This is a genomic window from Sphingobacterium corticibacter (assembly GCF_003076635.1).
GTDB classification, from domain to species: domain Bacteria; phylum Bacteroidota; class Bacteroidia; order Sphingobacteriales; family Sphingobacteriaceae; genus Sphingobacterium; species Sphingobacterium corticibacter.
Window position 1 is genome coordinate 234,631 of record NZ_QDKG01000004.1, and the last position, 26,168, is coordinate 260,798.

Consider the following 26,168-nt stretch of genomic DNA (forward strand, 5'->3'; position numbering starts at 1 on the left):
GAGATTTTGTTGACCTCCTACACATTTTTTTGAGGCCTTTAACAATTTTTAACCAAGACTAACGTTATCACGACCTCAGTGCTCAAAAACGCAGATTTTGTTTAAAAGGTTAGACTCATTTTTTTCTATTTCGTCGTATTTATGCTCGATTTTCGGTATTTAATTTCGAATTTTTATAACCATAAGCAAAATACACAACCAAACCGATCAATAACCAGATCACAAAGATGATCCAATTGCTCGCACCCAACTCGCTCATTAGGTAAAGATTGATCAGGATGCCGATTACTGGAAGTAGTGAAAAATTATGTTTGAAGCTTAACACACTTAAGGCTAGCCATACCAACCAAAATACGACCAATAATGAATTGTGTAGCAATGCATTTCCCAACTTCAGATCGTGCGCTCCACTCAGCGGGGCGCCGTAGATATAAACTAATACCAAACCGACAATGAAAGTCAAACCTACGATGTACTTACCATTGATATATGGCACTTTAAATTTTGCTTTCGCCGTCAATCCGGCATGATCCATATAGAGCACACCACCGCAAACCATAATGAAGGCAAAGAAAGTTCCGACGCTGGTAAGGTCGACAAAGAAATCCATCTTGAAGAATAACGCTGGTACGGCTACCACAATGCCTGTGATGATTGTCGCAAAGGAAGGCGTTTTATATTTTGGGTGGATGGTAGCAAACTTCTTCCACAAAAGCCCATCGCGACTCATTGTCATCCAGATTCTCGGCTGAGCCAGTTGAAAAACCAAAAGTGCACTGGTAATAGCAATAACGGAAGTAACAGAAACAATCCCGGCCATGTGATCAAATCCCACATACGAAAAAACGTACGCCAGCGGATCTTTTACATTCAACGCGCTGTAATTGACCATACCGGTCAAAACCAAGGTGATACATACGTACAATACGGCGCAGATCAGCAAACAGTAAATCATTGCCCGTGGAAGATCACGCTGCGGATTTTTACTTTCTTCGGCTGTGGTGGAAATGGAGTCAAATCCGATAAAAGCAAAAAATACCGCTGCAACGCCACTAAGCACACCTTCCATACCATTGGGCGCAAAAGGCGTCCAGTTTTCTGGCTTTACGAAAAACATTCCTCCGAAGATGACAGCTAGAATAACACCGATCTTGACGAGTACCATAAAGTTGCTCGCACGGCGTGATTCCTTAATGCCAATATACACGAGCCACGTGACAAATACCGTCACCAAACCTGCCGGCAAATCGAAAATGATTGGTAGATCAAAGATTCGCGGTGCAGTTTCATAAGCTTGCAAAGCAATCCTATCAATACCTTCTAAATTAGCAATCCCAACTTCCAACATTTTTGCATGTGCGTCAAAAGCGTATGCTGGCGCCATCGTCAGCCATTTGGGCACCAAAATCCCAAACCCTTCCAACATCGACACAAAGTATTGTGACCAAGATATGGCCACCACCATGTTGGAAACAGCATATTCTAATACCAATGCCCAACCAATGATCCAAGCGAACAGTTCACCAAAAGACACATAAGCATAGGTGTATGCACTACCTGAAACCGGCACTGCACTGGCAAACTGAGCATAAGATAAAGCCGTAAAAACACAGGCAAAAGCTACAAATAAGAAAAGCAAAGAAATAGCAGGCCCACCATTGTAACTGGCTAGACCAATTGTACTAAATATCCCTGCCCCTACGATAGCGGCTATTCCCAAAGAAACTAAATCACGCACGCCAAGCACGCGCGCCAGCCCAGAACCTCCTTTTTGTGAATCAAGCAGAATCTGATCTATACTTTTCTTACGGAAAAGCTTATTATTACCCATAGAAAATTGTGTTAGTCAACTCGTGGCAGTTAAGAATAATTGTATTCAATTCGACTACAAATGTCTAAAAATAATCCTTTAATCACATATAAATGTTTGCTTATATGCGAGGAAGTGTCACCAAGTATTGTCAAAATCAACGAAGTTACGAGCTGCGTTAGAGCTAAAACAGCCTAATATAAAATATTTAAATAGCCGCATAATGAAATCAAAAACTTCATCAATCACATCTTCTAGATGGGAATGAGAGATAGCTTACAAACTGCTTTAAACGACTTTTTTCTAGTGTAACGCACAACAAAATCTAAAAAAATAGAGTTTATTATACTAAAACTACTACATGAAAAACCTGCGAATCATGCCTCTATTGCTATGTCTTTTATTCTCATCTTGTGAGAAAAATGATACCGATGTAAACGCACTGTATCGTCGTTGGGATTTTTGGTCAGAAGAGCGCATCTACAACGAAAATCCGGGCGACCCTAATAGTTCCTCAAAAAGAGATACTAGATCGTTCGCGGAAGATGGTCCCATGTTTTACAAATTCCACGTGGACAACACGTTCGACAGCCACTTAGGGCCAGGAATGTTCGATGCTAGAGGAGATTCATTATATCTTGATTTGAATGGTAGTAGGCGCGGCTACAAATTCAGTGTGGGTTCGAGGGAACTAAAACTTATTAATACGTTTAGCAGATCGGATTACTATCAGGAGACGACGCTCACGCTAAGAGCTCGATAATGCAATTTCGTACTTGTCTATACGACTGTCAGTTTATCATTTACGAATCGGAATATCTCTCGAAAGTCGTTTAGTGAATCAGCCGCATACTCTTCTAGGGCATTACCAAGGGCATGTCGATCGGCTTCTGTTTCCTGAAAACTCCACACTCGCTTCGAGATATTGAATAATGGCACAGGCAAACTCCGTAGGTCAGCATACTCACGTATGTATTTCCATTCTAGAAACTGATCATAGAAATGAAAAAACTTGCTGGTATCTGCCAAGCCGATGATTTCCAAAAACCGCTTCAATATCGGTCGGTTGACGTGGGCAAGGTGCTCATACAATCGATTTACATTGACCATCTGATGTTCTATTAGCAGATGATCAAGCAACAACTCTAAAGAGATATGCCCCATGAAAGAAGCTCGTATGGGCAGATGGCTCAGTATCGGATCAAGCTTCTTACGAAGCTGATGGTTGTGTTCTAGAAAAAATGTACTGCTATGGAAAACCTTGTCTACGTCCACATGTCGATACCAGCCTTGGTAGATTTCCGTTAGCTGCGGATGCGCAAATAATTGCTCTTCAAACCGGTTGGGATGAAAAACATAATCTTTATCCGCATTTTTCAGCAAATCAGGCAATAGGCAGCCTACCACCCGCGCCGACTCGGATGCATAACGTTCAAAGTAGAAATGCGAAAGAAAGTTCACTTGCTGAATGGATTAATCAAACCGAATATAATAACTGTAAGATACACTTTAAGTTTTATCTTTGCAATCTTAGTATAATGTTAACAAATTGGTGACTTATGCGTTCGTGTGACATGGCAACATATGCGAAACTCCACTACAGCGACATAAGCACGTAAAAATCAAATCATTTAAAGATGAATTTTGTAGAAGAATTGCGTTGGCGTGGCATGCTCCAGGATATTATGCCCGGTACAGAAGAGGTATTGAGTAACGAGCGCGTTGCGGGATATATCGGCTTCGATCCGACAGGAGATTCTTTGCACGTAGGTCATCTTACACAGATCATGACGTTGATCCACTTTCAATCTGCTGGGCACAAACCCTTCGCGTTAGTTGGTGGCGCGACAGGTATGATCGGAGATCCTTCGTTCAAATCCACAGAACGCAATCTATTGGATGAAAGCACCTTGCAGCACAACCTCAATGGGTTGAAGGCGCAGCTTTCGAAGTTCCTGTCTTTCGGCGAAGGCGAGACAGATGCAAAAATGGTCAACAACTATGACTGGTTTAAGGATTTCAGCTTCTTGGATTTTATCCGAGATGTCGGTAAGTTAATTACCGTCAATTATATGATGTCCAAGGATTCTGTCAAGAAGCGATTGGAAGGCGAAAATGGTCTTTCATTCACGGAGTTCACCTATCAACTGATCCAAGGATACGACTTCTATTATTTGTGGAAACACCACAATTGCAAAATACAGATGGGTGGCTCCGATCAGTGGGGCAATATCGTCACCGGCAGTGAGATGATTCGTCGTATTGATCAAGGAAGCGCTCATGCTTTGACAACACAACTGATTAAAAAATCGGATGGACAGAAATTTGGCAAAACGGAGTCTGGAGCAGTATGGCTTGACGCAAAGAAAACTTCGCCTTATAAATACTACCAATTCTGGCTGAACGCTACCGATGATGACGCGAAAAGTTGGATCAAAATCTTTACGTTAAAGACAAAAGAGGAGATTGACGCGATCATTACGGAGCACGATCAAGCGCCACATTTACGTGTTGTGCAGAAAGCTTTGGCTCAGGATATCACCATCCGCACACACTCTGTAGAGGCTTACGAGACGGCGATCAAAACATCGGATTTCTTATTCAACAATGGTTCGTTGGATTTCTTAGCGTCACTTAGCGAAGAAGAGGTGCGCGAAGTATTCGAAGGCCTGCCACAATACGATCTTAGTCGCGCAGAGTTAAATAATGGAATCCATATATTGGATTTTCTGGCAGTAACCACGCAAATATTCCCTTCGAAAGGTGAGGCGCGTAAAATGCTACAAGGTGGTGGCGTGTCGCTCAATCGCGAAAAAATAGCTGACGGCGAGCTGGTGGTATCGAGCAATCATTTGATCAATGATCGGTACATCATTGCCCAAAGGGGTAAGAAAAACTATTATTTAATTGTCGTTAAGGACTAATTACGGGTGTTGAATCACCGTATATAGCGCATTCTGATCATTGCGATCTTTAGCTACTAATGAACCTGTCAACCAAATGGTATACACACCTTGGTTGGCAGGTTTTAATTCGAAAGCATGACTCTTCTGTATGCTACCACCAGTCATAAACCGCAAGGGATAATCAGCTAAATCGTACGTCGCGAATGCTGAAACCTTTCCTGCCTCCAATGGGCGAAAGAATCCCACTGGATCCGTTGATGTACCTACGGAAACTGTTAATCCATCTGGATTTGTATTGACAAATCGCACTTTAAACTGACCACTTCTTGGCAAGATCAAATCGTCTTCAACCAAGGTGGATTGTATAGGGTTGCCACCGGTGAGTAGCAAAGAATAATTTCGGCCTGCCGCTAAGTTTAAATCAGTCGCTGGCGGAGACAATGTTTGGTTGCCATAGCGGACATTTAACGTCAACCTCTTGCTACCAGGATAGACCGTTTTATGTCGCATAAATTCTCCGTACCGCAACATGTCAATCGTTGTATTTTGTCGTTCACCGTTCAAAAAGACTTCCATCTGATCAGAATCGGAAACACCATTAAATATCGCTAAAACAGCCATTTGATTTGTCGCATCATTACTTAATTGACCTGACAACAGATCATTGTTATTACACGAAGCTAATAACAAGGCAACTGCGGCTATGAATGCACAAAATTTTCTCATAATAAATCTTTTTGAAATGCCTATTCTCTGGCACTCATACCTTAACAAACGGTGCTAGCACGGTACTTGCTACAATATACAACTTCAGCGCTTGTCAAAACTGGAGTTTTGTCTATTTTTAGTAAGTTTGTAAAAGGCATAAACTGTCATCTACATGGCTAAAGGAAATTCATTCAAAAGTGGAAATACGGATACTGGTGGGGCGAGGCGCGCAAAAAGCACAACGTCTTCTTACACACCAAAGAAGACAACGCGTACCTTCCGTAAAATAGATTTTACGGAAGGACAGCAAAAAGTCATGAAGGTGTTTGGCTTGTTTTTACTCATCACATCTGGGCTTTTTGCTGTAGCATTTATCTCTTACCTCTTCACTTGGAAAGCAGATCAAAGTTATATATATGTAACTAATGGCGGATGGAATACACTATTTAGCTCTTCGGAAGAAGTACTGGACGAGGCTCTAGAAATACCTGTTATAGAAAATAAGCTTGGAAAGTTTGGCGCCTTATTGGCCAATCAGTTTATCTTCGAATGGTTTGGTGTTGCGTCCTTCTTGTTCATTCTAATCTTATTCGTGGTTGGATACCGACTGCTTTATCTTCGTTCGTTATTGCCTGTCGGCAAAACCATCTTGTATTCACTTATTGCGATCATCTTTACCTCTCTAACGTTAGGATTTTTACAAGATTTTATCACCGACACACCACATATTCTGGAAGGTAAATTTGGGTATTGGACTAACCAAATCCTCACTTTGCAGATCGGCACGGCGGGTGTAGCAGGGATTTTAATTTTTGTATTGCTGGCGGCGTTGATCCTGATCTACAACTATGATTTAAAGATCTCTTTTCAAAGTGCGCGATCACCTGAAGAAGAGGCCTATGACGACGGAGAAGAAACCGATGATGATCTTGATAATGAACGATTGGATAGACCAACGGCTACGAATAGCTTCATCGAAGATAGATCCATATCGCGGGAACGGATCGTACAACAGCCAAGAGCAAATGCTGTTGAGAAAGACAGCCTAGAACAACATCAGCAAGAGAATCCTACTTGGGAACCAGAACTAAGCACACCGAAGGAGAAAAATACGCTTCGATCGGAGGCACAATCGGGCACGATCTCTTTTGACGTAGTCGATACGCATACGCCCGAACCGACGATTCCGGCGACCAACGAAGCTGATGCCATTGCACTTTCGGTTGAACCAGATCTCTCTTTCGAGATCGAAGAAGCCGATGACGAAGAACTGGCGCTTACGGTAGAAGCCGTGAAGGAAGAAAAAGCGGTAGAAGCAAGTGATTTGGTGAAGCAATTTGGCGAATACGACCCCAAATTGGATTTGTCGGGCTATCAACATCCCCCACTCGATTTACTGAAAGATTATGGTACAGGTAAGATCACGATTAATCAGCAGGAGCTCGAAGCCAATAAAAATAAGATTGTTGATACGCTGAGAAACTACAGCATCGAGATTGAGCATATTAAAGCGACGATCGGACCTACGGTTACGCTGTATGAGATTATACCGAAACCCGGAGTTCGTATTTCACGGATCAAAAACCTAGAAGACGATATCGCACTAAGTTTAGCCGCTTTGGGTATCCGGATTATTGCGCCGATGCCCGGCAAAGGAACAATTGGTATTGAAGTGCCGAATAGCAATCCCGAGATGGTATCGATGCGCTCGGTTATTGCGACGGAGAAATTTCAGAAAACAGATATGGATCTGCCTATCGCATTGGGAAAAACGATTTCAAATGAAGTCTATATTGCCGATTTAGCAAAAATGCCACACCTTTTGGTCGCTGGAGCGACAGGACAAGGTAAATCGGTTGGAATTAATGCGATTCTGACGTCACTGCTATACAAAAGACATCCAGCAGAGCTGAAATTTGTCTTGGTGGATCCTAAGAAAGTAGAGCTTTCGCTGTTCAAGAAGATCGAACGCCATTTCTTGGCAAAACTTCCGGGCGAGGATGACGCGATCATCACAGATACCAAGAAGGTGATCAATACGCTGAATTCCTTGTGTATCGAGATGGATCAGCGCTACGACCTATTGAAAAATGGTCACGTCCGCAATTTGAAGGAGTATAATGCGAAATTTGTGGGTCGAAGATTAAACCCTGAGGAGGGTCATCGATTCTTACCATTCATTGTACTCATTGTGGATGAGTTTGCGGATTTGATGATGACGGCCGGAAAAGAAGTAGAAACACCTATTGCGCGATTGGCTCAATTAGCGCGTGCAGTAGGTATACACTTGGTCATCGCGACACAGCGGCCTTCGGTAAATATCATTACCGGTACGATCAAGGCTAACTTTCCGGCGCGTTTGGCGTTCCGTGTGTTATCTAAAGTCGATTCGAGAACGATTCTGGATTCGGGCGGTGCAGATCAACTGATTGGTCGTGGAGATATGTTATTGGCCACCGGAAGTGAATTGATTCGGATTCAGTGTGCTTTTGTAGACACACCAGAGGTGGATCAGGTATCGGATTTCATTGGCGGACAACGCGGCTATCCTTCGGCGCATTATCTACCAGAATATGTCGATGAAAATGGCGAAGGCAGTGGTTTGGCCGACTTCGACTTGTCTGATCGGGATGCGCTGTTTGAAGATGCGGCACGGCTAATCGTGATGCACCAGCAAGGCTCGACATCGCTAATCCAACGCAAACTTAAACTAGGTTATAATCGGGCTGGCCGCATTATCGATCAGCTAGAGGCCGCTGGGATCGTCGGTCAATTTGAAGGTAGTAAGGCACGCGAAGTGCTCTATCCAGATGAGTACTCCTTAGAACAGTATTTGGAGACATTAAGATAAGAAAGCAAGTATGAGAATTATACCGATAACACGAATCCTAATTTTAGCCTTGTTGTGCCTACCTATTGCGGCAGCAAAAGCACAAACTAAAGCAGGCAGCGCAAAAGCAACTTTGGATCAGGTATCGAAAAAATACGATAGCTACCGTACCATGATGGCAGATTTCACTTTCGAAGCGAAGCAAGCGGATGGACAGCAATACAACGATAGCGGATCACTGAAATTGGACAAAGCGGGCAATAAATACCACATCAAGCTCAATGCTCAGGAAATTATAAGCGATGGGAAATCGGTGTGGTCGATCTTGCCAGAAGACCAAGAAATCCAAGTGAGCGAAGTGGACAAGAGTGCAGAAACACTCGGCCCACAAAACCTGTTCACCTTCTACCGTACCGGCTACACGTATACCTCGTTAGCCGATGAGCGGGCAGGCAATCAATCTTTGAAAGCCATTCAGCTTACGCCGACAGATAAATCGTCTAGCTACGCTAAAATAAAGATCCGCATCAACGGAAATAATCATATTCATGATATCACGGTGTACGATAAAGCGAGTTCAAGCTATACGTATACGGTGAATGCATTGTACGTAAACCAGAAAATTCCACAAAGTATGTTTACCTTTCAAAAGAATCAATTCAAGGATTTTGAGCTGGTAGATTTACGCTAATCTGCGCTCTTAATAGAACATTTCTACTAAACGGAAAACATGGGCAATATCACTTTAAAAGAGTTGGCAAAGATGCTGGGACTATCGGTCTCCTCGGTATCCAAAGCGCTCAATGATAGCCATGAAATTAGTGTAGAAACAAAACGTAAAGTACAGGAACTAGCATCAGCTCATAATTACCGTCCGAACATGTTCGGCAAGAGTTTGAAGACAGGTCGTACAAATACGGTAGCGATTATCATTCCTTACTTGGCCAATCCCTTTCAGGCTCAGATATTAGAAGGCGCGCATCAAGCAGCCTACAGCAACAATTATAAGCTGATCTTCATGCAGAGCCGAGAGGATGCTGACAAAGAAATTGAATTGTTGCAATCACTCTTGAGTCAGAACATAGATGGTATCTTGATTTCGCCTTCGGCAAATACGAGTGTTGAATTCTTGCAAGAAGTACATCAGGAAGTACCTATTGTACTGATTGATCGGATCGATTTTGAGTTAGAAACGCACAAGATCGGTGTAGATAATGAGCGTGGGGCATTTGCGGCTACCCAGCACTTGATTGATATGGGCCGAGAGCATATTTTGGTGCTGAATGGCAAGGATTTGGGCGTCACCCAGAAGCGTACCGCTGGGCACAAAAATGCTTTACTGGCCAACCAGATTCCTTTTTCAGAGGATAATATTATTGAAGTCGATTACCAATTATCACGGCAAGATTTGGTGCATAGCTTGCGTGAAATGCTACAGGAAAAACTTTCTAAAGTAGATAAACCTATCGGAATATTGGGCAACACGGACATACTCACACTCAGCACACTAGCCATCCTATCGGAGATGGAAATCTGTGTACCTGAAGAGGCTGCCGTGATTGGGTTTTCTAATACGGAGGCGGCAGATTCACTGAATCCGGCACTATCCACCGTCGTACAACCTGCTCTAGAAATGGGAAAGCTAGGTATCGAAAAGCTGGTAGAATTAATGAACTGTAAAAATCGCTTTCAAGCGGTGACGACCACGACCAAGCTTGATCCTATGCTGGTGTTTCGTAAGTCGACTACAGCTCAACCGGCTTCATCTTAGGCACTAAGGTTTTCATCACGGTCCATGCTAATAAATAGGCAATTCCACAGAAAGAAAACACAAGCAAATAGCCTGTATTAATACCATTGCTTACGACTTCACCCGTAGATGCCAATTGACTCAAGAATTCTTCGATATTCACCACACCATGTTGTTCTAGCAAGATTTTTTCGGCCTCTATATTTTCAAATTGTGGAAATGCCTCGTGAAGTGATGTACCATTTACCGTACTCCAATGTCTTTCGGCATAATCGAATAACATACCCGAACATTTATTGATCAGGAATGCACCCACTCCACCTGCCAAACCGCCTATACCCGTAACGGTCGCAATCGCTCGTTTAGGAAACATATCACCCACCACCGAATAAAGATTGGCAGACCAAGACTGATGCGCTGCTGCACCAATACCGATCAGCAAAACAGGATACCAAAAAGAAATGGCGCCTAATGGTTGAGCTAATAATACGACCAAAGGGAAAAAGGCAAAAATTAGCATAGCTCGCATACGGCCTGCATACGGATCTAGCCCAAACTTATCTACGAAATAGGTAGGTAGCCAGCCACCAATGATCGATAACATCGTGATGCTATACAAGACAAAGAGCGCAATTTGTCCAATGAAATCCGAGGATTTGATACCGTAAACGGAGCTCAAATATGCCGGCATCCAAAACAGCAAAAACCACCATACGCCATCCGTCATAAATTTGCCTAAGGCAAATGCCCAAGTCTGCCGATATTTCAAGCATTTTGTTATGGTGACTTTAGGTTGCTCAACGACAACTTCCGTTGCCGCCGGCGCTAAAACAGGTGTTTCATCTTGTTGAATGTAGGCTAGCTCTTCGCGTGTGACACGTGGATGTAGCTCGGGTTTTTCGTACATAAATATCCAGAATCCCATCCAGACAAAACCTAGCGCACCGATGATGATAAAGGCCATCTCCCAGCCCAATGCTTCAGCAATGTATGGTATTGTTAACGGCGCAGCCAGTGCACCGACGGTCGTACCCGCATTGAAGATGCTGGTAGACAAAGCGCGATCCTTTTTTGGGAAAAATTCTGCAGTAGCTTTGATCGCTGCTGGAAAGTTTCCGGCCTCACCTACTGCCAATACAAAACGTGCAAATATAAAGAGTACCACACTGACATTGACTACGCGTGAAAAATCATGTACTCGACTGATGGCTTCTTTTGCCCCTTCAAAACCAACAAACCATTCTCCCGCTGTGATACCAGCTGTCGCAATACCACAAAACGCATGTAATAGAGCTCCAACAGACCATACGCCAATAGCCCACAAAAACCCCTTTTTTGTACCGACGAGATCTACAAACCTACCGGCCAGCAACATACTAATTGCATAGAAAATCGAGAACAGCGCCGTGATATTACCATAATCATTATTGGTCCAATGAAACTCTGGTGCTATAAAGTCCTTCCAAGTAAGGGACAGCACCTGCCTGTCCAAATAATTGATGGTTGTTGCAACAAACAACAATCCACATATCACCCATCTGTAGTTCCCCTTTACGTTGCTCCCCATTTCTCGTGTTTGGTTTATTTATTGGTATTTTTCATTGTTCTAGCATAGATCAACCCTTCTTCGAGACCACGCAGCTCTGCCAGTCCACGCAGTCGCCCGATAGCCGAATAACCCGGATTGGTCACTTTATGGAGATCATCCAACATCTGATGTCCATGATCTGGACGAAAAGGAATCGGTTGTGCTCGCGACTGATTTTCTTCGATAAAGATGTCCAGCACTTGCGCCATATCCACGTCACCGCCTAAGTGATCGGCCTCGTAAAAGTTGCCTACGGCATCTTTCTTCACATTGCGGAAATGAGCAAAATGCACGCGATGCTTTATGGCTCTTGCTATTGCTGGCACATCATTATCCACTCCAGCGCCCAAAGAGCCTGTGCAGAAACACACACCATTGAACTCAGCATTAACTCCTTCGATAATCTTCACGTAATCTTCCAAGCCAGAGGCGATGCGTGGTAATCCTAAGATAGGATACGGAGGATCATCCGGATGGATAGCCATCTTAATACCATGCTCCTCACAAACCGATTGTATTTCGCGCAAAAACCAGCCTAAATTTTCTAATAAACCTGCGCGTCCGATTTCCTTGTACAAGATCAAACTACGCTGCAAATCTTCTAAAGAGATATCTTTCTCACTTGGGATTCCCATGAGGATTACACGCTTTAATTCTTCTACATCGGCGGCACTGAAGCTCGTAAATCTTTTCTTTGCTTCGGCGATTACGGATTCGGGATAATCTTTTTCTGCCTGCTCCCGCTGAAAGATATATAAATCAAATGCAGCCAGATCAGCCCAATCGAAGTATAAGGCTTTTGCGCCGTTGGGCATTTCTAGATCTAGCTTGGTGCGCGTCCAATCCAGCACAGGCATAAAGTTGTACGTGACAACATGGATATCGCAGGCCGCTAAGTTGCGCAGCGTTTGTTTATAATTTTCAATGTACTTTGCTGCAGCATCATCTCTTTTGGTTTTGATAGCTTCATGCACCGGTACACTTTCTACAACCGACCATACCAAGCCAGCTGCCTCAATGATACTTTTACGCTCTTGTATATCTTCTAGCGGCCATACTTCGCCGTGTGCGATATGATGTAATGCCGTGACGATACCCGTCGCGCCAGCTTGCCGTACGTCTTGTAAGCTCACCGGATCCTGCGGTCCGTACCATCGCCAAGTTTGTTCAAATTTTTGCATCTTATTTTTTCTATTATACACCAGACCAAGCGTTGAAGCCGCCATCGACATACACGGTCTCGCCGTTTACGAAAGCCGATGCATCGCTTAACAGATATACTAAGGTTCCATTGAGCTCTTCGGGATCACCCAACCGCGAAAATGGCGTACCATTTACAAATTTCTGTGCACGATCGGTATAAGATCCATCTGGATTGGTTAATAAAGTTCTATTCTGTTCGGTCAAAAATACTCCCGGAGCAATGGCATTGACACGGAGTTGATCGCCATATCGAAGTGCCAATTCTGAAGCCATCCATTTGGTGAAACCTACCACCCCATTTTTGGCAACTGTATATCCTAATACGCGACTGATCGCCTGACTAGAAGACAGCGAAGCAATATTGATAATACTACCACGCCCTTGCGCAGCCATCACTTTGCCAAATACATGTGTTGGGATGATGGTACCAAAAAGATTTAATTCGACCGCCTTCAAGGTGTCTTGAATATTCGCTTCGAAAATATCCTGATCTGGACCAATAGTAGCACCAGGGATATTTCCTCCCGCGGCATTGATCAATCCATCAATCGTTCCCCACTTGGCTAAAATCGCTTCTTTAGCCTCCAACATAGAAGCCTCATGGAGCACATCAGCCACGATCATCATTCCCTCTGCGCCTAAGCTATTTACTAAATTTAAACGCTCCGTAGCACGTTCTTCATTTCGACCAACGATCGCGATCTTCGCGCCTGCTTCCGCTAATGCGCGCACAAAACTCTTTCCGAGAACTCCGGTAGCACCGGTTAAAACAATAACTTTGCCCGCGAGGGAAAACTTATCCAATATGCTCATGTGGTTTATTTAGTGTTTATAACATTTCAATATTATCAAAATTAGTCGGCTCATGAAAGGATTAGTTACGCTAACGTTTGCGAGGAATTGTAGTAGGTAAACTAGTGTCTGTAAAAAAGAAACTGTACATTAGAAGGACTGCAATTAAAAAGCGAGTCTACCTTGCTCCGTAAATCCGTATTAAGAGGTATATTCGGAGAGTCCATAACCAATAAATTGAATGATATTCGAATGAAAAAAGTACTTTGTTTCGGAGAAATACTCCTACGCCTGCAGGCTGTCGGAAACAGTTTCTTCGAGAAAGATCGCAATCAACTGCAGGTATTTCCGGGAGGATCAGAAGCCAACGTCGCTAGTGGATTAGCCCAAATGGGCACTTCAACGGCCTATTGTAGTGCATTCCCAGATAATTTATTGAGCACAGAGATCCAAGAACAATTGCAGATGCTGGGCGTGGATACCAGCAAAAGTCTGAGCTTTGGCGATCGCATTGGTTCTTACATTTTGCTTTCTGCAAATGGATTGAGCAAAGGTGAAGTGATTTATGATCGTCGGTATTCAAGCTTTAGCCAGCTTACTTTAGAAGATATCCACTTCGATCAATTGTTTGAAGGGATCGATTGGTTTCACTGGACCGCGCTATCTCCTGCGTTGAATGAAAATGTAGCCGAACTGATTGAACCCATTTTAAAAGAAGCAAAAAAACGGGACATCACCATATCTGTTGATTTAAACTATCGCTCTAAACTATGGCAATATGGTCAAGAACCCATCGAAATCATGCCCGATTTAGTGGCTTATTGTGATGTGGTGATGGGCAATATCTGGGCAGCGAATAAAATGCTAGGAACTTATGTAGATCCTACATTGGATCGGCAAACATCCTCCGTGGATTATTTTGAAGCGGCCAAACAATCTGCTGCCGAGATCTTCTCCCTATTTCCATCGGTGCAACATGTAGCTAATACTTTTCGGTTTATCGATAACCCACAGCATAACCTCTTTTATGGCACGTACCATAATCGCTCGGAAGACACTTTGTCCACAATCTATGAAACTCATGAAGTGATCGATCGCATTGGTAGTGGCGATGCTTTTATGGCTGGCCTTATTCATGCCTTAATCACAGATGCAACGCCGCAACAAGTGGTGGATATCGCGACTGGCGCTGGCTATCAGAAACTCTTCGTAGCTGGTGATTTTGGAAACGGAAAATATTAATTTTTACCCTTAAAAGAATGAACAAATTACTCTCTCTTATACAACAACATCCTGCCATACCCGTTTATTATCATGATGATCCAAACACGTGCTTAGATGTGCTGAAAGCCTGTTATCAAGGTGGTATACGTGTCTTTGAGTTCGTCAATCGCGGTGCAAAAGCAAAAGCCAACTTCGAAACGCTATTAGCTTACAAGCAAGAGCATTTCCCCGATATGGCCTTAGGAATCGGCACGATCAAGACGGCACAAGAAGCAAAGGACTTTTTGGCATTGGGTGCTGAATTTATCGTTAGCCCCATTGTATCTGCTGAGATTGCGCAAGAAACTATTGCCAAAGGGCATCACTGGATTCCGGGTTGTATGACGCCCACTGAAATCGCTCTCGCCGAATCATTGGGCGCATCGCTGGTCAAACTTTTCCCAGGTGATATTGTTGGCTCAAAATTCGTCAAGGCAATCAAGCCCTTATTTCCACATCTACATTTTATGCCGACCGGCGGTGTCGATGTGAGCAAAGAAAGTATTGATGAGTGGTTTGGAGCAGGCGTATTCTCGGTAGGATTAGGTTCGAAGCTTTTTCAAAGACCAGACAATAACGATGCGGATCATCAGTGGTTAGTAGATCGTGTCCATACTTTGATGAGCTTAGTAAAGCGCTAAAGCATTCTCCAACATCTTAGTCTTTAAAGACAGAAAAAACTCATTAAAAAAGGCCGTGCGAATTTACTAAGCACGGCCTTAATAATTTATAATTACAAAATTCTAAAGAAGAAGACTAGTCTTCTTCTTTAGATGCTAATAGCTGATCGTATTCTTCGCGAGAACCTACGATGATGTTGCTGTACTGACGTAAACCAGTACCTGAAGGGATTAAGTGTCCAACAATTACGTTTTCTTTCAATCCTAACAAATCATCACGTTTACCTGCGATAGCTGCCTCATTCAACACTTTCGTAGTTTCCTGGAAGGAAGCTGCTGAGATGAATGATTTAGTACCTAACGATGCACGCGTAATACCTTGCAACAATGGACTAGAAGTAGCTGGAATCGCATCGCGAACTTCCGCCAATTTCATATCCTGACGTTTCAAGCTAGAGTTCTCCTCACGTAAGTTACGAAGGGTCACAATCTGACCTGGACGAAGGGTTTTAGAATCACCGGCATCCACGATGACTTTTTTGTCATACAAGGAGTCGTTTTCTTCCATGAAGTCCCACTTGCTTACCGCTTCTTTTTCTAAGAAACGAGTATCTCCTGGATCCTCAATATTTACCTTCTGCATCATTTGGTGAACGATGGTCTCGAAGTGCTTATCATTGATCTTCACACCTTGTAGACGATAAACCTCTTGGATACCATTTACAATGTATTCTTGTACGGCAGATGGGCCTTTGATAGATAAGATATCTCCAGGAGAAATCTGACCATCAGAAAGTGGCATACCTGCTTTGATAAAGTCATTATCCTGTACCAAGATGTGTTTAGACAATGGCACTAAGTATTTCTTCACTTGACCATCGCGTGATTCGATAGAAACCTCGCGGTTACCACGTTTCACACCGCCCAATGTTACTACACCGTCGATCTCTGTTACGACAGCTGGGTTCGATGGATTACGCGCTTCGAAAAGCTCGGTAACACGTGGAAGACCACCCGTAATATCTCGCGTTTTTCCAGTAGAACGAGGGATCTTAACCAAGATCGCACCATCTTTCACTTTCTGTCCGTTAGATACCGAAACGTGAGCACCTACCGGAATGTTGTACGAACGAATGATCTCGCCTTTCAAATCTAAGATTTTAATCGTCGGGTTTTTCGTTTTATCACGCGTCTCGATAATTACTTTCTCTTTGTGACCAGTCTGCTCATCTGATTCTTCACGGAAGGTAACCCCTTCGATGATGGCATCAAACTCTACTTTACCGGCAAACTCCGAGATAATTACCGCATTATATGGATCCCAGTCTACCAATTTTTGGCCTTTTTCGACGGTATCACCTTCTTTTACGAATAAGTTAGATCCGTAAGGGATAACTTGTTGGTATACGACGCGTCTTTCTCCGTTCAAGATTTTGATCTCACCTGAACGACCTAGTACGACATCATATTTACCATCATCACCTTCTTTTTCTACGGTACGTAAGTTTTCAAACTCCACAATACCTTCATATTTTGCGATGATCGCTGAATCAGAAGCAATGTTGGAAGCCGTACCACCCACGTGGAATGTACGAAGTGTCAACTGTGTACCCGGCTCACCAATAGATTGTGCCGCAATTACACCGACAGCTTCTCCTTTTTGAACTCGCTTACCAGACGCCAAGTTACGGCCGTAACAACAAGCACATACACCACGTTTAGCTTCACAAGTCAATACCGAACGGATTTCGATACCTTCGATACCAGCATTTTCAATCACCTCTGCAATCTCTTCGGTGATATCTTCGTTGGCAGCAACGATTACTTCGTTGGTCTCTGGATGTATTACATCGTTCAACGGTGTACGACCCAAGATACGATCGAACAATGGCTCGATGATATCATCGTTGTCTTTCAATGCCGTCGTGTAAATACCGCGCAACGTTCCACAATCCTGATCAATGACAATCATATCTTGTGCAACATCATGCAAACGACGTGTCAAGTAACCCGCATCGGCCGTTTTCAAAGCCGTATCGGCCAAACCTTTACGCGCACCGTGAGTAGAGATAAAGTATTCGAGTACTGAAAGTCCTTCTTTAAAGTTGGACAAGATCGGGTTTTCGATAATCTCACCACCAGATGTACCTGATTTCTGTGGCTTAGCCATCAAACCACGCATACCACATAGCTGACGAATCTGCTCTTTGGAACCACGTGCACCAGAATCCAACATCATGTAAACAGAGTTGAATCCTTGGTTATCGTTAGACAAGATATCCATTACGTGCGCTGTAAGGCGGTTGTTGATACGTGTCCAGATATCGATGATTTGGTTGTAACGCTCGTTGTTGGTAATGAAACCCATGTTATAGTTGTTCATTACTTCTTCCACCTCGTTCGTTGCTTGATCTAGCAAGTCTGTTTTCGCTGCTGGGATGTTTAGATCCTGCAAGTTAAATGACAGACCACCTTTGAAAGCGGTTTGGAAACCTAATTCTTTCATATCATCCAAGAAACGCGCCGCACGTGCCATACCAGTGTTCTTTACGATTTCACCGATGACGTTACGAAGTGATTTCTTGGTCAACAATTCGTTGATATAACCTACTTCTTCCGGTACGATCTGGTTGAAGATCACGCGGCCTACTGTAGTTTCAATGACTTGTTGTTCGAAGTTACCCTCTTTTGTTTTTACTTGTGTTTTTACTTTGATAAAAGAGTGCAAATCTAGTTGCTTCTCGTTCAACGCAATAATCACCTCTTCTGGAGAATAGAACGTAGTTCCCTCCCCTTTCATACGACGAGATTCGTCTGTTTTACGGCCTTTAGTAATGTAGTAAAGACCCAATACCATATCCTGAGATGGAACCGTTACCGGTGAACCATTCGCAGGGTTTAAGATATTGTGTGCTGCCAACATCAAGATTTGGGCTTCCAAGATTGCCGCGTTACCTAGTGGTAAGTGGACTGCCATCTGGTCACCATCAAAATCGGCGTTGAAAGCCGTACATACTAATGGGTGTAATTGAATCGCTTTACCTTCTACCAATGTTGGTTGGAACGCTTGGATACCCAAACGGTGAAGCGTAGGTGCACGGTTTAATAATACCGGGTGACCTTTCAATACATTTTCCAAGATATCCCAAACGACTGGATCTTTGCGATCAACAATTTTCTTCGCAGATTTAACTGTTTTCACGATACCACGCTCGATCATCTTACGAATGATAAACGGTTTGTAAAGCTCCGCAGCCATGTCTTTTGGAAGACCACATTCGTGTAATTTCAAGTGTGGACCTACGACGATAACCGAACGTGCTGAATAATCCACACGTTTACCTAGTAAGTTTTGACGGAAACGACCTTGCTTACCTTTCAAGATATCTGAAAGGGATTTCAAGGCACGGTTACCTTCGGTTTTTACCGCATTTACCTTACGAGAGTTATCGAACAAGGAATCTACCGCTTCTTGAAGCATACGCTTCTCGTTACGCAAGATGACCTCTGGTGCTTTGATCTCAATCAAACGTTTCAAACGGTTGTTACGGATGATAACACGACGGTACAAATCATTCAAATCGGAAGTTGCGAAACGACCACCATCCAAAGGCACTAATGGGCGCAACTCTGGTGGAATAATAGGTACAATTTTCACGATCATCCATTCTGGACGGTTTTCGATACGTGTATTAGCGCCACGGAAAGCTTCTACTACGTGAAGGCGTTTCAAGGCCTCATTCTTACGTTGTTGTGAAGTCTCGTTCGCTGCTTGGTGACGTAGATCGTATGACAACTGATCAAGGTCAAGACGTTTTAGTAATTCTTCTAAAGCGTCGGCACCCATTTTAGCCACAAATTTTTGTGGATCATTGTCGTCTAAATATTGGTTTTCTTTTGGTAAAGTATCTAGGATATCCAGGTACTCTTCTTCTGTCAAGAAATCCATGTAAGAAAGACCATCATCTTCTTTGATACCGGCTTGGATAACCACATATCTTTCGTAGTAGATGATCATATCCAATTTCTTGGTTGGAAGACCTAATAAGTAACCGATTTTGTTTGGCAAAGAACGGAAGTACCAGATATGTGCTACAGGAACCACCAAGTTGATGTGGCCCATACGCTCACGACGTACTTTTTTCTCCGTTACTTCTACACCACAACGGTCACAAACGATACCTTTGTAACGGATACGCTTGTACTTACCACAGTGACATTCGTAATCCTTTACCGGACCGAAGATACGCTCACAGAATAATCCATCGCGTTCCGGCTTGTAGGTACGATAGTTAATCGTTTCCGGCTTAGTTACTTCACCGCTAGAACGCTCCAAGATAGTCTCTGGAGAAGCTAAGCTGATCGTAATCGACGTGAAGTTACTTTTGATTTTATTATCTTTTTTATAAGACATACGTTGTATAACTTAAAAGCTGTATGTAAAGTTTGGGAAGCTCGCACCTCCCAAACTCAAATTACTTGATTAATCTAATGTGATATCCAAACCTAAACCACGTAGCTCATGAACCAATACGTTGAATGATTCTGGTACAGATGGCGTTGGTAAGTTGTTACCTTTTACGATCGCTTCATAGGTTTTCGCACGGCCAATCACATCATCGGATTTCACGGTTAAGATCTCTTGTAGGATATTAGATGCACCGAATGCCTCTAGTGCCCAAACCTCCATCTCACCAAAACGCTGACCACCGAACTGGGCTTTACCACCCAAAGGTTGTTGTGTGATCAATGAGTATGGTCCGATCGAACGCGCATGCATCTTATCGTCTACCATGTGACCTAATTTCAACATGTAGATTACACCTACTGTTGTTGGTTGGTCAAAGCGCTCACCTGTAAGACCGTTGTACAAGTACGTACGACCCGATGCAGGAAGATCTGCTTTTTGTACCCACTCTTCTACTTGTCCCATTTCGGCACCGTCAAAGATTGGCGTAGCGAACTTCATACCCAGTTTTTGACCTGCCCATCCAAGAACAGTTTCATAAATCTGACCCAAGTTCATTCGAGAAGGTACACCTAATGGATTCAATACGATATCTACTGGAGTTCCGTCGGCCAAGAAAGGCATATCCTCATCACGCACGATACGTGCTACGATACCTTTGTTACCGTGACGACCAGCCATCTTATCACCTACTTTCAACTTACGTTTTTTAGCGACGTAAACTTTAGCCATTTGAACGATTCCGGATGGTAACTCATCACCGACAGATACCGCAAACTTGTCGCGTTTGAAGGCTCCTAACTCTTCATTGAACTTGATGCCGTAGTTGTGCAATGCAATTTTGATGGCATCGTTTTTATCGTCATCCGTTGTCCAACCCGCTGGATTTACGTTCGCGTAATCCAAGTCAGTTAAGATCTTCTGAGTGAACTTCGCACCTTTGGCTACTAATAGCTCTTTGTACACGTTGTAAATACCTTGGCTAGTTTTACCATTCACGATCGTGAATAATTTATCTACCAAACGCTCTTTCAACACGCGCAAGTTTTTCTCATGCGTAGTTTCTAGTTTCTCTAATGCTTTTCTTTCGATGTCTTTAGACATTTTCTTCGCACGTGAGAACAACTTCGTATCAATAACCACACCTTTGATAGATGGTGGCGTTTTCAAAGAAGCATCTTTCACATCACCAGCTTTATCACCGAAGATTGCGCGAAGCAATTTCTCTTCTGGTGAAGGATCAGATTCACCTTTAGGTGTAATCTTACCGATCAAGATATCGCCTTCTACAACTTCAGCACCGATACGGATGATACCGTTCTCGTCTAGATCTTTTGTAGCTTCTTCGGATACGTTAGGGATGTCTGAAGTCAATTCTTCTTCACCACGTTTGGTATCACGAACTTCTAATTCAAACTCTTCGATATGCAATGAGGTAAAGATATCCTGAGATACCACACGCTCTGAAATTACGATCGCATCCTCAAAGTTATATCCTTGCCAAGGCATGAATGCTACTTTCAAGTTACGGCCTAATGCCAACTCGCCATCTTCTGTTGCATAACCTTCACACAATACTTGTCCTTTTACTACCTTCTCGCCTTTAACAACGATTGGCTTCAAATTGATACACGTATTTTGGTTGGTTTTCTTGAATTTGATTAATTTATATGTTTTGACGTCGTCATCGAAAGATACCAAACGATCTGCATCGGTACGTTCGTAACGAATTTGAATCTCTTGTGCATCTACGTATTCAACAACACCATTTCCTTCTGCATTGATCAAGGTGCGAGAGTCAGAAGCCACACGGCCTTCTAGTCCTGTACCCACGATCGGCGCTTGCGGACGCAACAATGGCACCGCTTGGCGCTGCATGTTGGAACCCATCAAGGCACGGTTGGCATCATCATGCTCTAAGAAAGGAATCAATGAAGCCGCAATCGAGGTAATCTGATTTGGCGCAACGTCCATGTAATCCAATTTCTCTGGCTCGATAATCGGGAAGTCACCCTCGTATCTTGCTTTTACTTTAGCATCCTCGAAGTTACCTTTATCATCATAGATAGCATTCGCTTGTGCGATCGTTTTACCATCTTCATCTTCCGCTGAAAGATATACTACTGGCTGATCTACGACGACTTTACCATCATCCACCTTACGGTAAGGAGTTTCGATAAAACCAAGGTTATTGATTTTCGCGTGTACGGCTAAAGATGAAATCAAACCAATGTTTGGTCCCTCTGGAGTTTCGATAGTACACAAACGACCGTAGTGCGTGTAGTGAACGTCACGAACCTCGAAACCTGCACGCTCACGAGATAGACCACCTGGACCTAATGCTGATAAACGACGCTTGTGGGTGATCTCCGCCAATGGATTGGTTTGATCCATGAACTGAGATAACTGGTTGGTTCCGAAGAAAGAGTTGATCACAGACGATAAAGTACGAGCGTTGATCAAATCTGTTGGTGTAAAGACTTCATTGTCGCGGATGTTCATACGCTCACGAATAGTACGTGCCATACGAGCAAGACCTACACCGAACTGAGCGTATAATTGCTCACCTACGGTACGAACACGACGGTTGGACAAGTGATCGATATCATCCACCTCAGCTTTTGAGTTGATCAGGTTGATCAAGTATTTTACAATTGCGATAATGTCTTCGCGCGTCAATACTTTAGTTTCTGATCCAGTCGATAAGCCTAATTTACGGTTGATACGGTAACGACCTACATCACCTAAATCGTAACGTTTATCGGAGAAGAACAAACGGTCGATAATACCGCGAGCTGTTTCCTCATCAGGTGGTTCGGCGTTACGCAATTGGCGATAGATGTGCTCCACCGCTTCTTTTTCCGAGTTAGACGTATCCTTTTGTAATGTGTTATATATAATAGAGTAATCCGCATTGTTGGACTCATCGTCTTTCGCTAAGATAATAGACTTAACGCCAGCATCGATGATCATTTCAATGTGATCTTCTTCTAGTACGGTTTCACGTTCAAGGATGATTTCGTTACGATCGATAGATACTACTTCACCAGTATCCTCATCTACGAAATCTTCTATCCATTTTTTCAATACTCTTGCCGCCAAACGACGACCAACGTATTTTTTAAGACCCGATTTACTTACCTTAACTTCATCCGCTAAGTCGAACAATTCGAGGATATCTTTATCCGAATCGAATCCGATAGCACGTAATAAAGTGGTAACCGGGAATTTTTTCTTACGATCGATGTAAGCATACATGACATTGTTTACGTCTGTTGCGAATTCGATCCAAGATCCTTTAAAAGGAATTACCCTAGCAGAATAAAGTTTTGTTCCATTTGTGTGTCTACTCTGACCGAAGAATACGCCAGGTGAGCGGTGTAGTTGGGATACGATTACCCGTTCCGCACCATTGATCACGAAAGTACCTTTTGGTGTCATGTAAGGAATAGTACCTAAGTACACGTCCTGTACAATTGTCTCGAAATCTTCGTGCTCTTCGTCGTTACAAGATAACTTTAATTTTGCTTTTAGAGGTACACTGTACGTTAAGCCACGCTCAATACACTCTTGGATGTCGTAACGTGGTGGATCTATAAAATAGTCCAAAAACTCTAGCACAAAAATGTTTCTTGAATCAGAAATAGGGAAGTTTTCGGCGAAAACCTGATAAAGCCCTTCCTGATGGCGGTCGTCAGAAGTAGTTTCTAGTTGAAAAAACTCCCTGAAAGATTCTAATTGCACGTCCAAGAAATCAGGATAATCAATTACCTTCTTACTTGTAGCAAAATTCACTCTTTCTTTTTGAATATTGTTGTTTGCCAAGGGAATAAGATTTTAGTTTTAATAAACTGCGCTAACATTGTTGTTGAAAACCTGAAAATCGATGAGTCAACAACACCACATCGAGGGGTAAATAGTATAAACAGGGAAAGACTCTGATAGAAAATCCATCAGAGTCTATACCTTAAAGGTGCTTTACGCAGGAGAGATTACTTAACCTCAACTACAGCTCCAGCTTCTTCTAATTGTTTTTTCAAAGCTTCAGCTTCGTCTTTAGAAACACCAGTTTTCAATTCTTTAGGTGCACCATCAACTAGATCTTTTGCTTCTTTCAAACCTAGACCAGCTAAATCTTTTACCAATTTAACTACTGCTAGTTTAGAACCACCAGCTTCTTTCAAGATTACGTCGAAAGAAGTTTTTTCTTCTGCAGCAGCAGCACCTTCAGCAGGAGCAGCAGCAACAGCAACTGCAGCAGCAGCTGGTTCGATGCCATACTCGTCTTTTAAGATATCAGCTAGTTCTTTAACTTCTTTTACAGTTAAGTTTACTAGTTGCTCAGCAAGTTGTTTTAAATCTGCCATTTTATTTTGATTTTTTGAATGTACTAAATGAATATTGTTAATTAAAATTTTAACGAACGTTTATAAGAGGGTTCGTTAGCCTCTATCTTCTAAAGCTTTAAGCAATCCTGAAACTGTATTTCCGCCTGATTGTAGTGCAGAAATAACGTTTTTCGCTGGAGATTGAAGTAGAGCAATAACGTCTGCGATTAATTCTTCTTTCGATTTTAGGTTTACCAAAGCATCTAGCTGAGAATCACCTACGAAAGCTGTTTCTTGGATATAAGCCGCTTTTAATAGGGGCTTTTCACCTTCTTTACGCAATTGTTTGATCAATTTCGCAGGACCGTTTCCAGTCTCAGAGAACATCATAGTAGATGCACCTTTCAATACGCTAAAGATCTCTTCTGAATCTACACCTGCTTCTAATAACGCTTTCTTGATCAAAGTATTTTTCACTACTTGAACCTCGATACCGCTTTCGAAACATTTGCGACGGATTTTACTCACTTTTTCAACAGACAAATCAGCTGTATCAGCAATGTAAAAATTGCCGTAGGATTTAATCTGCTCTGCCAAAGCTTGAACAATTTCTTGTTTTTCTTCTTTTCTCATGATTAAATACCCGCTACTGATTTAGTCTCGATATGAATACCAGGACTCATAGTCGATGAAATGTGAATACTTTTAAAGTATGTACCTTTCGCTGCAGATGGTTTAAGGCGTGAAAGTGTTTGCAACACTTCTAACGCGTTATCATAAATCTTGTCTGCATCGAATGACACTTTTCCAACTGAAGTGTGGATGATACCGGTTTTGTCGACTTTGAAATCAATTTTACCGCCTTTTACATCAGTTACTGCTTTACCTACTTCTGTAGTTACAGTACCTGTTTTAGGGTTAGGCATCAAGTTTCTTGGTCCTAAAATACGGCCCAATTTACCCACTTTTGCCATTACACTAGGCATAGTAATAATGATGTCAACGTCAGTCCAACCACCTTCGATCTTGCTGATGTAATCATCAAGACCTACGTAGTCTGCACCTGCTGCTTTAGCTTCTTCTTCCTTATCAGGAGTACACAATACTAAAACACGAACAGTTTTACCTGTTCCGTGAGGTAACGTTGCAATACCACGAACCATTTGATTCGCTTTACGAGGATCTACGCCCAAACGAACGTCGATATCCACAGAAGCATCAAACTTAGTCGTTGTAATTTCTTTTACCAAAGCCGCAGCTTCTTTCAAAGAATACGCTTTACCAGCTTCAATTTTGGATAGTGCCGCTTTTTGATTTTTTGTTAATCTAGCCACTTTCTTAAACTGATTTCGTTAATTAATTGTTCCAAGGAGCGTCACCTGATACAGTGATACCCATACTGCGCGCCGTACCTGCCACCATTCTCATAGCTGACTCTACAGTAAACGCATTCAAATCTGGCATTTTATCTTCTGCAATCTGTTTTACCTGATCCCAAGTAACTGAAGCTACTTTTTTACGGTTAGGCTCACCAGATCCACTCTTGATTTTGGTAGCGTCTTTCAACTGTACCGCAACCGGAGGAGTTTTGATGATAAAATCAAAAGATTTGTCCGTGTAAACTGTAATGACAACTGGTAGAACTTGACCAGGTTTGTCTTGCGTACGAGCATTGAACTGCTTACAGAAATCCATAATGTTCACCCCTTTAGCACCTAACGCAGGTCCTACCGGAGGTGATGGATTAGCCGCACCGCCCTTTACTTGTAATTTTACTAACGCACCGACTTCTTTTGCCATTTCGTTATAAATTTAATATTTGTAAATGTTTGTTAGTAAGTGGAAGCTATACTGTAACATTTATTCGCAGGTCACAAAAACAAGTCTTGCAACCAAACGAGG

Annotated in this window: 19 protein-coding genes; 7 read left to right on the forward strand and 12 right to left on the reverse strand. The window is 42.8% G+C overall.

The window, feature by feature from the left end:
• Nucleotides 1-139 precede the first annotated feature (139 nt).
• Nucleotides 140-1,831, reverse strand: a complete 1,692-nt coding sequence (locus tag DC487_RS12300) for an amino acid permease (RefSeq protein ID WP_116776268.1) — start codon at nt 1,829-1,831, stop codon at nt 140-142.
• 340 nt (nt 1,832-2,171) lie between these two features.
• Here DC487_RS12300 and DC487_RS12305 point away from each other — a divergent pair, with 340 nt between their 5' ends.
• Nucleotides 2,172-2,573 (forward strand): hypothetical protein, encoded by a 402-nt coding sequence (locus DC487_RS12305; protein ID WP_116776269.1) that lies wholly within the window; start codon nt 2,172-2,174, stop codon nt 2,571-2,573.
• Between the two features lie 17 nt (nt 2,574-2,590).
• Here DC487_RS12305 and DC487_RS12310 read toward each other — a convergent pair whose 3' ends face one another.
• Nucleotides 2,591-3,271 (reverse strand): hypothetical protein, encoded by a 681-nt coding sequence (locus DC487_RS12310; protein WP_116776270.1) that lies wholly within the window; start codon nt 3,269-3,271, stop codon nt 2,591-2,593.
• A 176-nt stretch (nt 3,272-3,447) separates the two neighbouring features.
• On the opposite strand from DC487_RS12310, the gene tyrS reads away from it, so the two are divergent.
• Nucleotides 3,448-4,734, forward strand: coding sequence for a tyrosine--tRNA ligase (gene tyrS / locus DC487_RS12315; RefSeq protein ID WP_116776271.1), 1,287 nt, complete (start codon nt 3,448-3,450; stop codon nt 4,732-4,734).
• Here the strand turns inward: tyrS and DC487_RS12320 are convergent, their stop codons facing one another.
• Nucleotides 4,735-5,442: a DUF4397 domain-containing protein gene (locus DC487_RS12320; protein WP_116776272.1), complete on the reverse strand. Its 708-nt coding sequence runs from the start codon at nt 5,440-5,442 to the stop codon at nt 4,735-4,737. It lies immediately after the preceding gene.
• A 154-nt stretch (nt 5,443-5,596) separates the two neighbouring features.
• Here DC487_RS12320 and DC487_RS12325 point away from each other — a divergent pair, with 154 nt between their 5' ends.
• The 3 genes from DC487_RS12325 to DC487_RS12335 are packed head-to-tail and all read left to right on the forward strand — an operon-like array spanning nt 5,597 to nt 10,025.
• Nucleotides 5,597-8,275 (forward strand): DNA translocase FtsK, encoded by a 2,679-nt coding sequence (locus DC487_RS12325; RefSeq protein WP_116776273.1) that lies wholly within the window; start codon nt 5,597-5,599, stop codon nt 8,273-8,275.
• A 10-nt stretch (nt 8,276-8,285) separates the two neighbouring features.
• Nucleotides 8,286-8,945 carry a LolA family protein gene (locus tag DC487_RS12330; protein ID WP_116776274.1) on the forward strand — a complete coding sequence of 220 codons (660 nt, stop codon included), beginning with the start codon at nt 8,286-8,288 and terminating at the stop codon, nt 8,943-8,945.
• 39 nt (nt 8,946-8,984) lie between these two features.
• Nucleotides 8,985-10,025 (forward strand): LacI family DNA-binding transcriptional regulator, encoded by a 1,041-nt coding sequence (locus DC487_RS12335; RefSeq protein WP_116776275.1) that lies wholly within the window; start codon nt 8,985-8,987, stop codon nt 10,023-10,025.
• Here the strand turns inward: DC487_RS12335 and DC487_RS12340 are convergent.
• Genes DC487_RS12340 through DC487_RS12350 form a run of 3 tightly spaced genes read right to left on the reverse strand, consistent with a single transcriptional unit; the run spans nt 10,000 to nt 13,608 of the window.
• Nucleotides 10,000-11,571 (reverse strand): MFS transporter, encoded by a 1,572-nt coding sequence (locus tag DC487_RS12340; protein ID WP_116776276.1) that lies wholly within the window; start codon nt 11,569-11,571, stop codon nt 10,000-10,002. The genes DC487_RS12335 and DC487_RS12340 overlap by 26 nt on opposite strands.
• A 14-nt stretch (nt 11,572-11,585) precedes the next feature.
• Nucleotides 11,586-12,773 carry a mannonate dehydratase gene (gene uxuA, locus DC487_RS12345; RefSeq protein ID WP_116776374.1) on the reverse strand — a complete coding sequence of 396 codons (1,188 nt, stop codon included), beginning with the start codon at nt 12,771-12,773 and terminating at the stop codon, nt 11,586-11,588.
• 13 nt (nt 12,774-12,786) lie between these two features.
• Complete coding sequence (locus tag DC487_RS12350; RefSeq protein ID WP_116776277.1) at nt 12,787-13,608, reverse strand: SDR family oxidoreductase; 822 nt, start codon at nt 13,606-13,608, stop codon at nt 12,787-12,789.
• Nucleotides 13,609-13,839: 231 nt separating this feature from the next.
• Between DC487_RS12350 and DC487_RS12355 the strand changes: the two genes are divergently transcribed.
• Nucleotides 13,840-14,829, forward strand: a complete 990-nt coding sequence (locus DC487_RS12355) for a sugar kinase (protein WP_239016375.1) — start codon at nt 13,840-13,842, stop codon at nt 14,827-14,829.
• Nucleotides 14,830-14,846: 17 nt separating this feature from the next.
• Entirely contained in the window at nt 14,847-15,491 is a 645-nt protein-coding gene (locus DC487_RS12360; protein WP_116776278.1) for a beta/alpha barrel domain-containing protein, read from the forward strand.
• A gap of 115 nt (nt 15,492-15,606) precedes the next feature.
• Here DC487_RS12360 and rpoC read toward each other — a convergent pair whose 3' ends face one another.
• The 6 genes from rpoC to rplK all read right to left on the reverse strand — a co-directional run bounded on the left by rpoC (nt 15,607) and on the right by rplK (nt 26,066).
• On the reverse strand, nt 15,607-19,884 hold the full coding sequence (gene rpoC, locus DC487_RS12365; protein ID WP_116776279.1) for a DNA-directed RNA polymerase subunit beta': 4,278 nt from the start codon (nt 19,882-19,884) through the stop codon (nt 15,607-15,609).
• A 69-nt stretch (nt 19,885-19,953) separates the two neighbouring features.
• The gene (gene rpoB, locus DC487_RS12370) at nt 19,954-23,763 is read right to left on the reverse strand and encodes a DNA-directed RNA polymerase subunit beta (RefSeq protein WP_116776280.1); all 3,810 of its coding nucleotides are present in this window, start codon (nt 23,761-23,763) and stop codon (nt 19,954-19,956) included.
• Between the two features lie 167 nt (nt 23,764-23,930).
• Entirely contained in the window at nt 23,931-24,305 is a 375-nt protein-coding gene (rplL, locus tag DC487_RS12375) for a 50S ribosomal protein L7/L12 (protein WP_116776281.1), read from the reverse strand.
• 75 nt (nt 24,306-24,380) lie between these two features.
• Nucleotides 24,381-24,899, reverse strand: coding sequence for a 50S ribosomal protein L10 (gene rplJ, locus DC487_RS12380; RefSeq protein ID WP_116776282.1), 519 nt, complete (start codon nt 24,897-24,899; stop codon nt 24,381-24,383).
• A 2-nt stretch (nt 24,900-24,901) separates the two neighbouring features.
• On the reverse strand, nt 24,902-25,600 hold the full coding sequence (rplA, locus tag DC487_RS12385) for a 50S ribosomal protein L1 (protein WP_066754870.1): 699 nt from the start codon (nt 25,598-25,600) through the stop codon (nt 24,902-24,904).
• A gap of 22 nt (nt 25,601-25,622) precedes the next feature.
• Nucleotides 25,623-26,066: a 50S ribosomal protein L11 gene (rplK, locus tag DC487_RS12390; protein ID WP_066754869.1), complete on the reverse strand. Its 444-nt coding sequence runs from the start codon at nt 26,064-26,066 to the stop codon at nt 25,623-25,625.
• Between the last annotated feature and the right edge of the window lie 102 nt (nt 26,067-26,168).

Excerpts from the sequence above, each read along its gene's own strand:
- DC487_RS12300 (WP_116776268.1), bottom strand. The coding sequence starts at position 1,831 with ATGGGTAATAATAAGCTTTTCCGTAAGAAAAGTATAGATCAGATTCTG.
- DC487_RS12340 (WP_116776276.1), bottom strand. The coding sequence starts at position 11,571 with ATGGGGAGCAACGTAAAGGGGAACTACAGATGGGTGATATGTGGATTG.
- DC487_RS12335 (WP_116776275.1), top strand. The coding sequence starts at position 8,985 with ATGGGCAATATCACTTTAAAAGAGTTGGCAAAGATGCTGGGACTATCG.
- DC487_RS12320 (WP_116776272.1), bottom strand. The coding sequence starts at position 5,442 with ATGAGAAAATTTTGTGCATTCATAGCCGCAGTTGCCTTGTTATTAGCT.
- rpoC (WP_116776279.1), bottom strand. The coding sequence starts at position 19,884 with ATGTCTTATAAAAAAGATAATAAAATCAAAAGTAACTTCACGTCGATT.
- tyrS (WP_116776271.1), top strand. The coding sequence starts at position 3,448 with ATGAATTTTGTAGAAGAATTGCGTTGGCGTGGCATGCTCCAGGATATT.
- DC487_RS12325 (WP_116776273.1), top strand. The coding sequence starts at position 5,597 with ATGGCTAAAGGAAATTCATTCAAAAGTGGAAATACGGATACTGGTGGG.
- uxuA (WP_116776374.1), bottom strand. The coding sequence starts at position 12,773 with ATGCAAAAATTTGAACAAACTTGGCGATGGTACGGACCGCAGGATCCG.
- DC487_RS12330 (WP_116776274.1), top strand. The coding sequence starts at position 8,286 with ATGAGAATTATACCGATAACACGAATCCTAATTTTAGCCTTGTTGTGC.
- DC487_RS12350 (WP_116776277.1), bottom strand. The coding sequence starts at position 13,608 with ATGAGCATATTGGATAAGTTTTCCCTCGCGGGCAAAGTTATTGTTTTA.
- rplJ (WP_116776282.1), bottom strand. The coding sequence starts at position 24,899 with ATGAGAAAAGAAGAAAAACAAGAAATTGTTCAAGCTTTGGCAGAGCAG.
- DC487_RS12305 (WP_116776269.1), top strand. The coding sequence starts at position 2,172 with ATGAAAAACCTGCGAATCATGCCTCTATTGCTATGTCTTTTATTCTCA.
- rplL (WP_116776281.1), bottom strand. The coding sequence starts at position 24,305 with ATGGCAGATTTAAAACAACTTGCTGAGCAACTAGTAAACTTAACTGTA.
- DC487_RS12355 (WP_239016375.1), top strand. The coding sequence starts at position 13,840 with ATGAAAAAAGTACTTTGTTTCGGAGAAATACTCCTACGCCTGCAGGCT.
- rplK (WP_066754869.1), bottom strand. The coding sequence starts at position 26,066 with ATGGCAAAAGAAGTCGGTGCGTTAGTAAAATTACAAGTAAAGGGCGGT.
- DC487_RS12360 (WP_116776278.1), top strand. The coding sequence starts at position 14,847 with ATGAACAAATTACTCTCTCTTATACAACAACATCCTGCCATACCCGTT.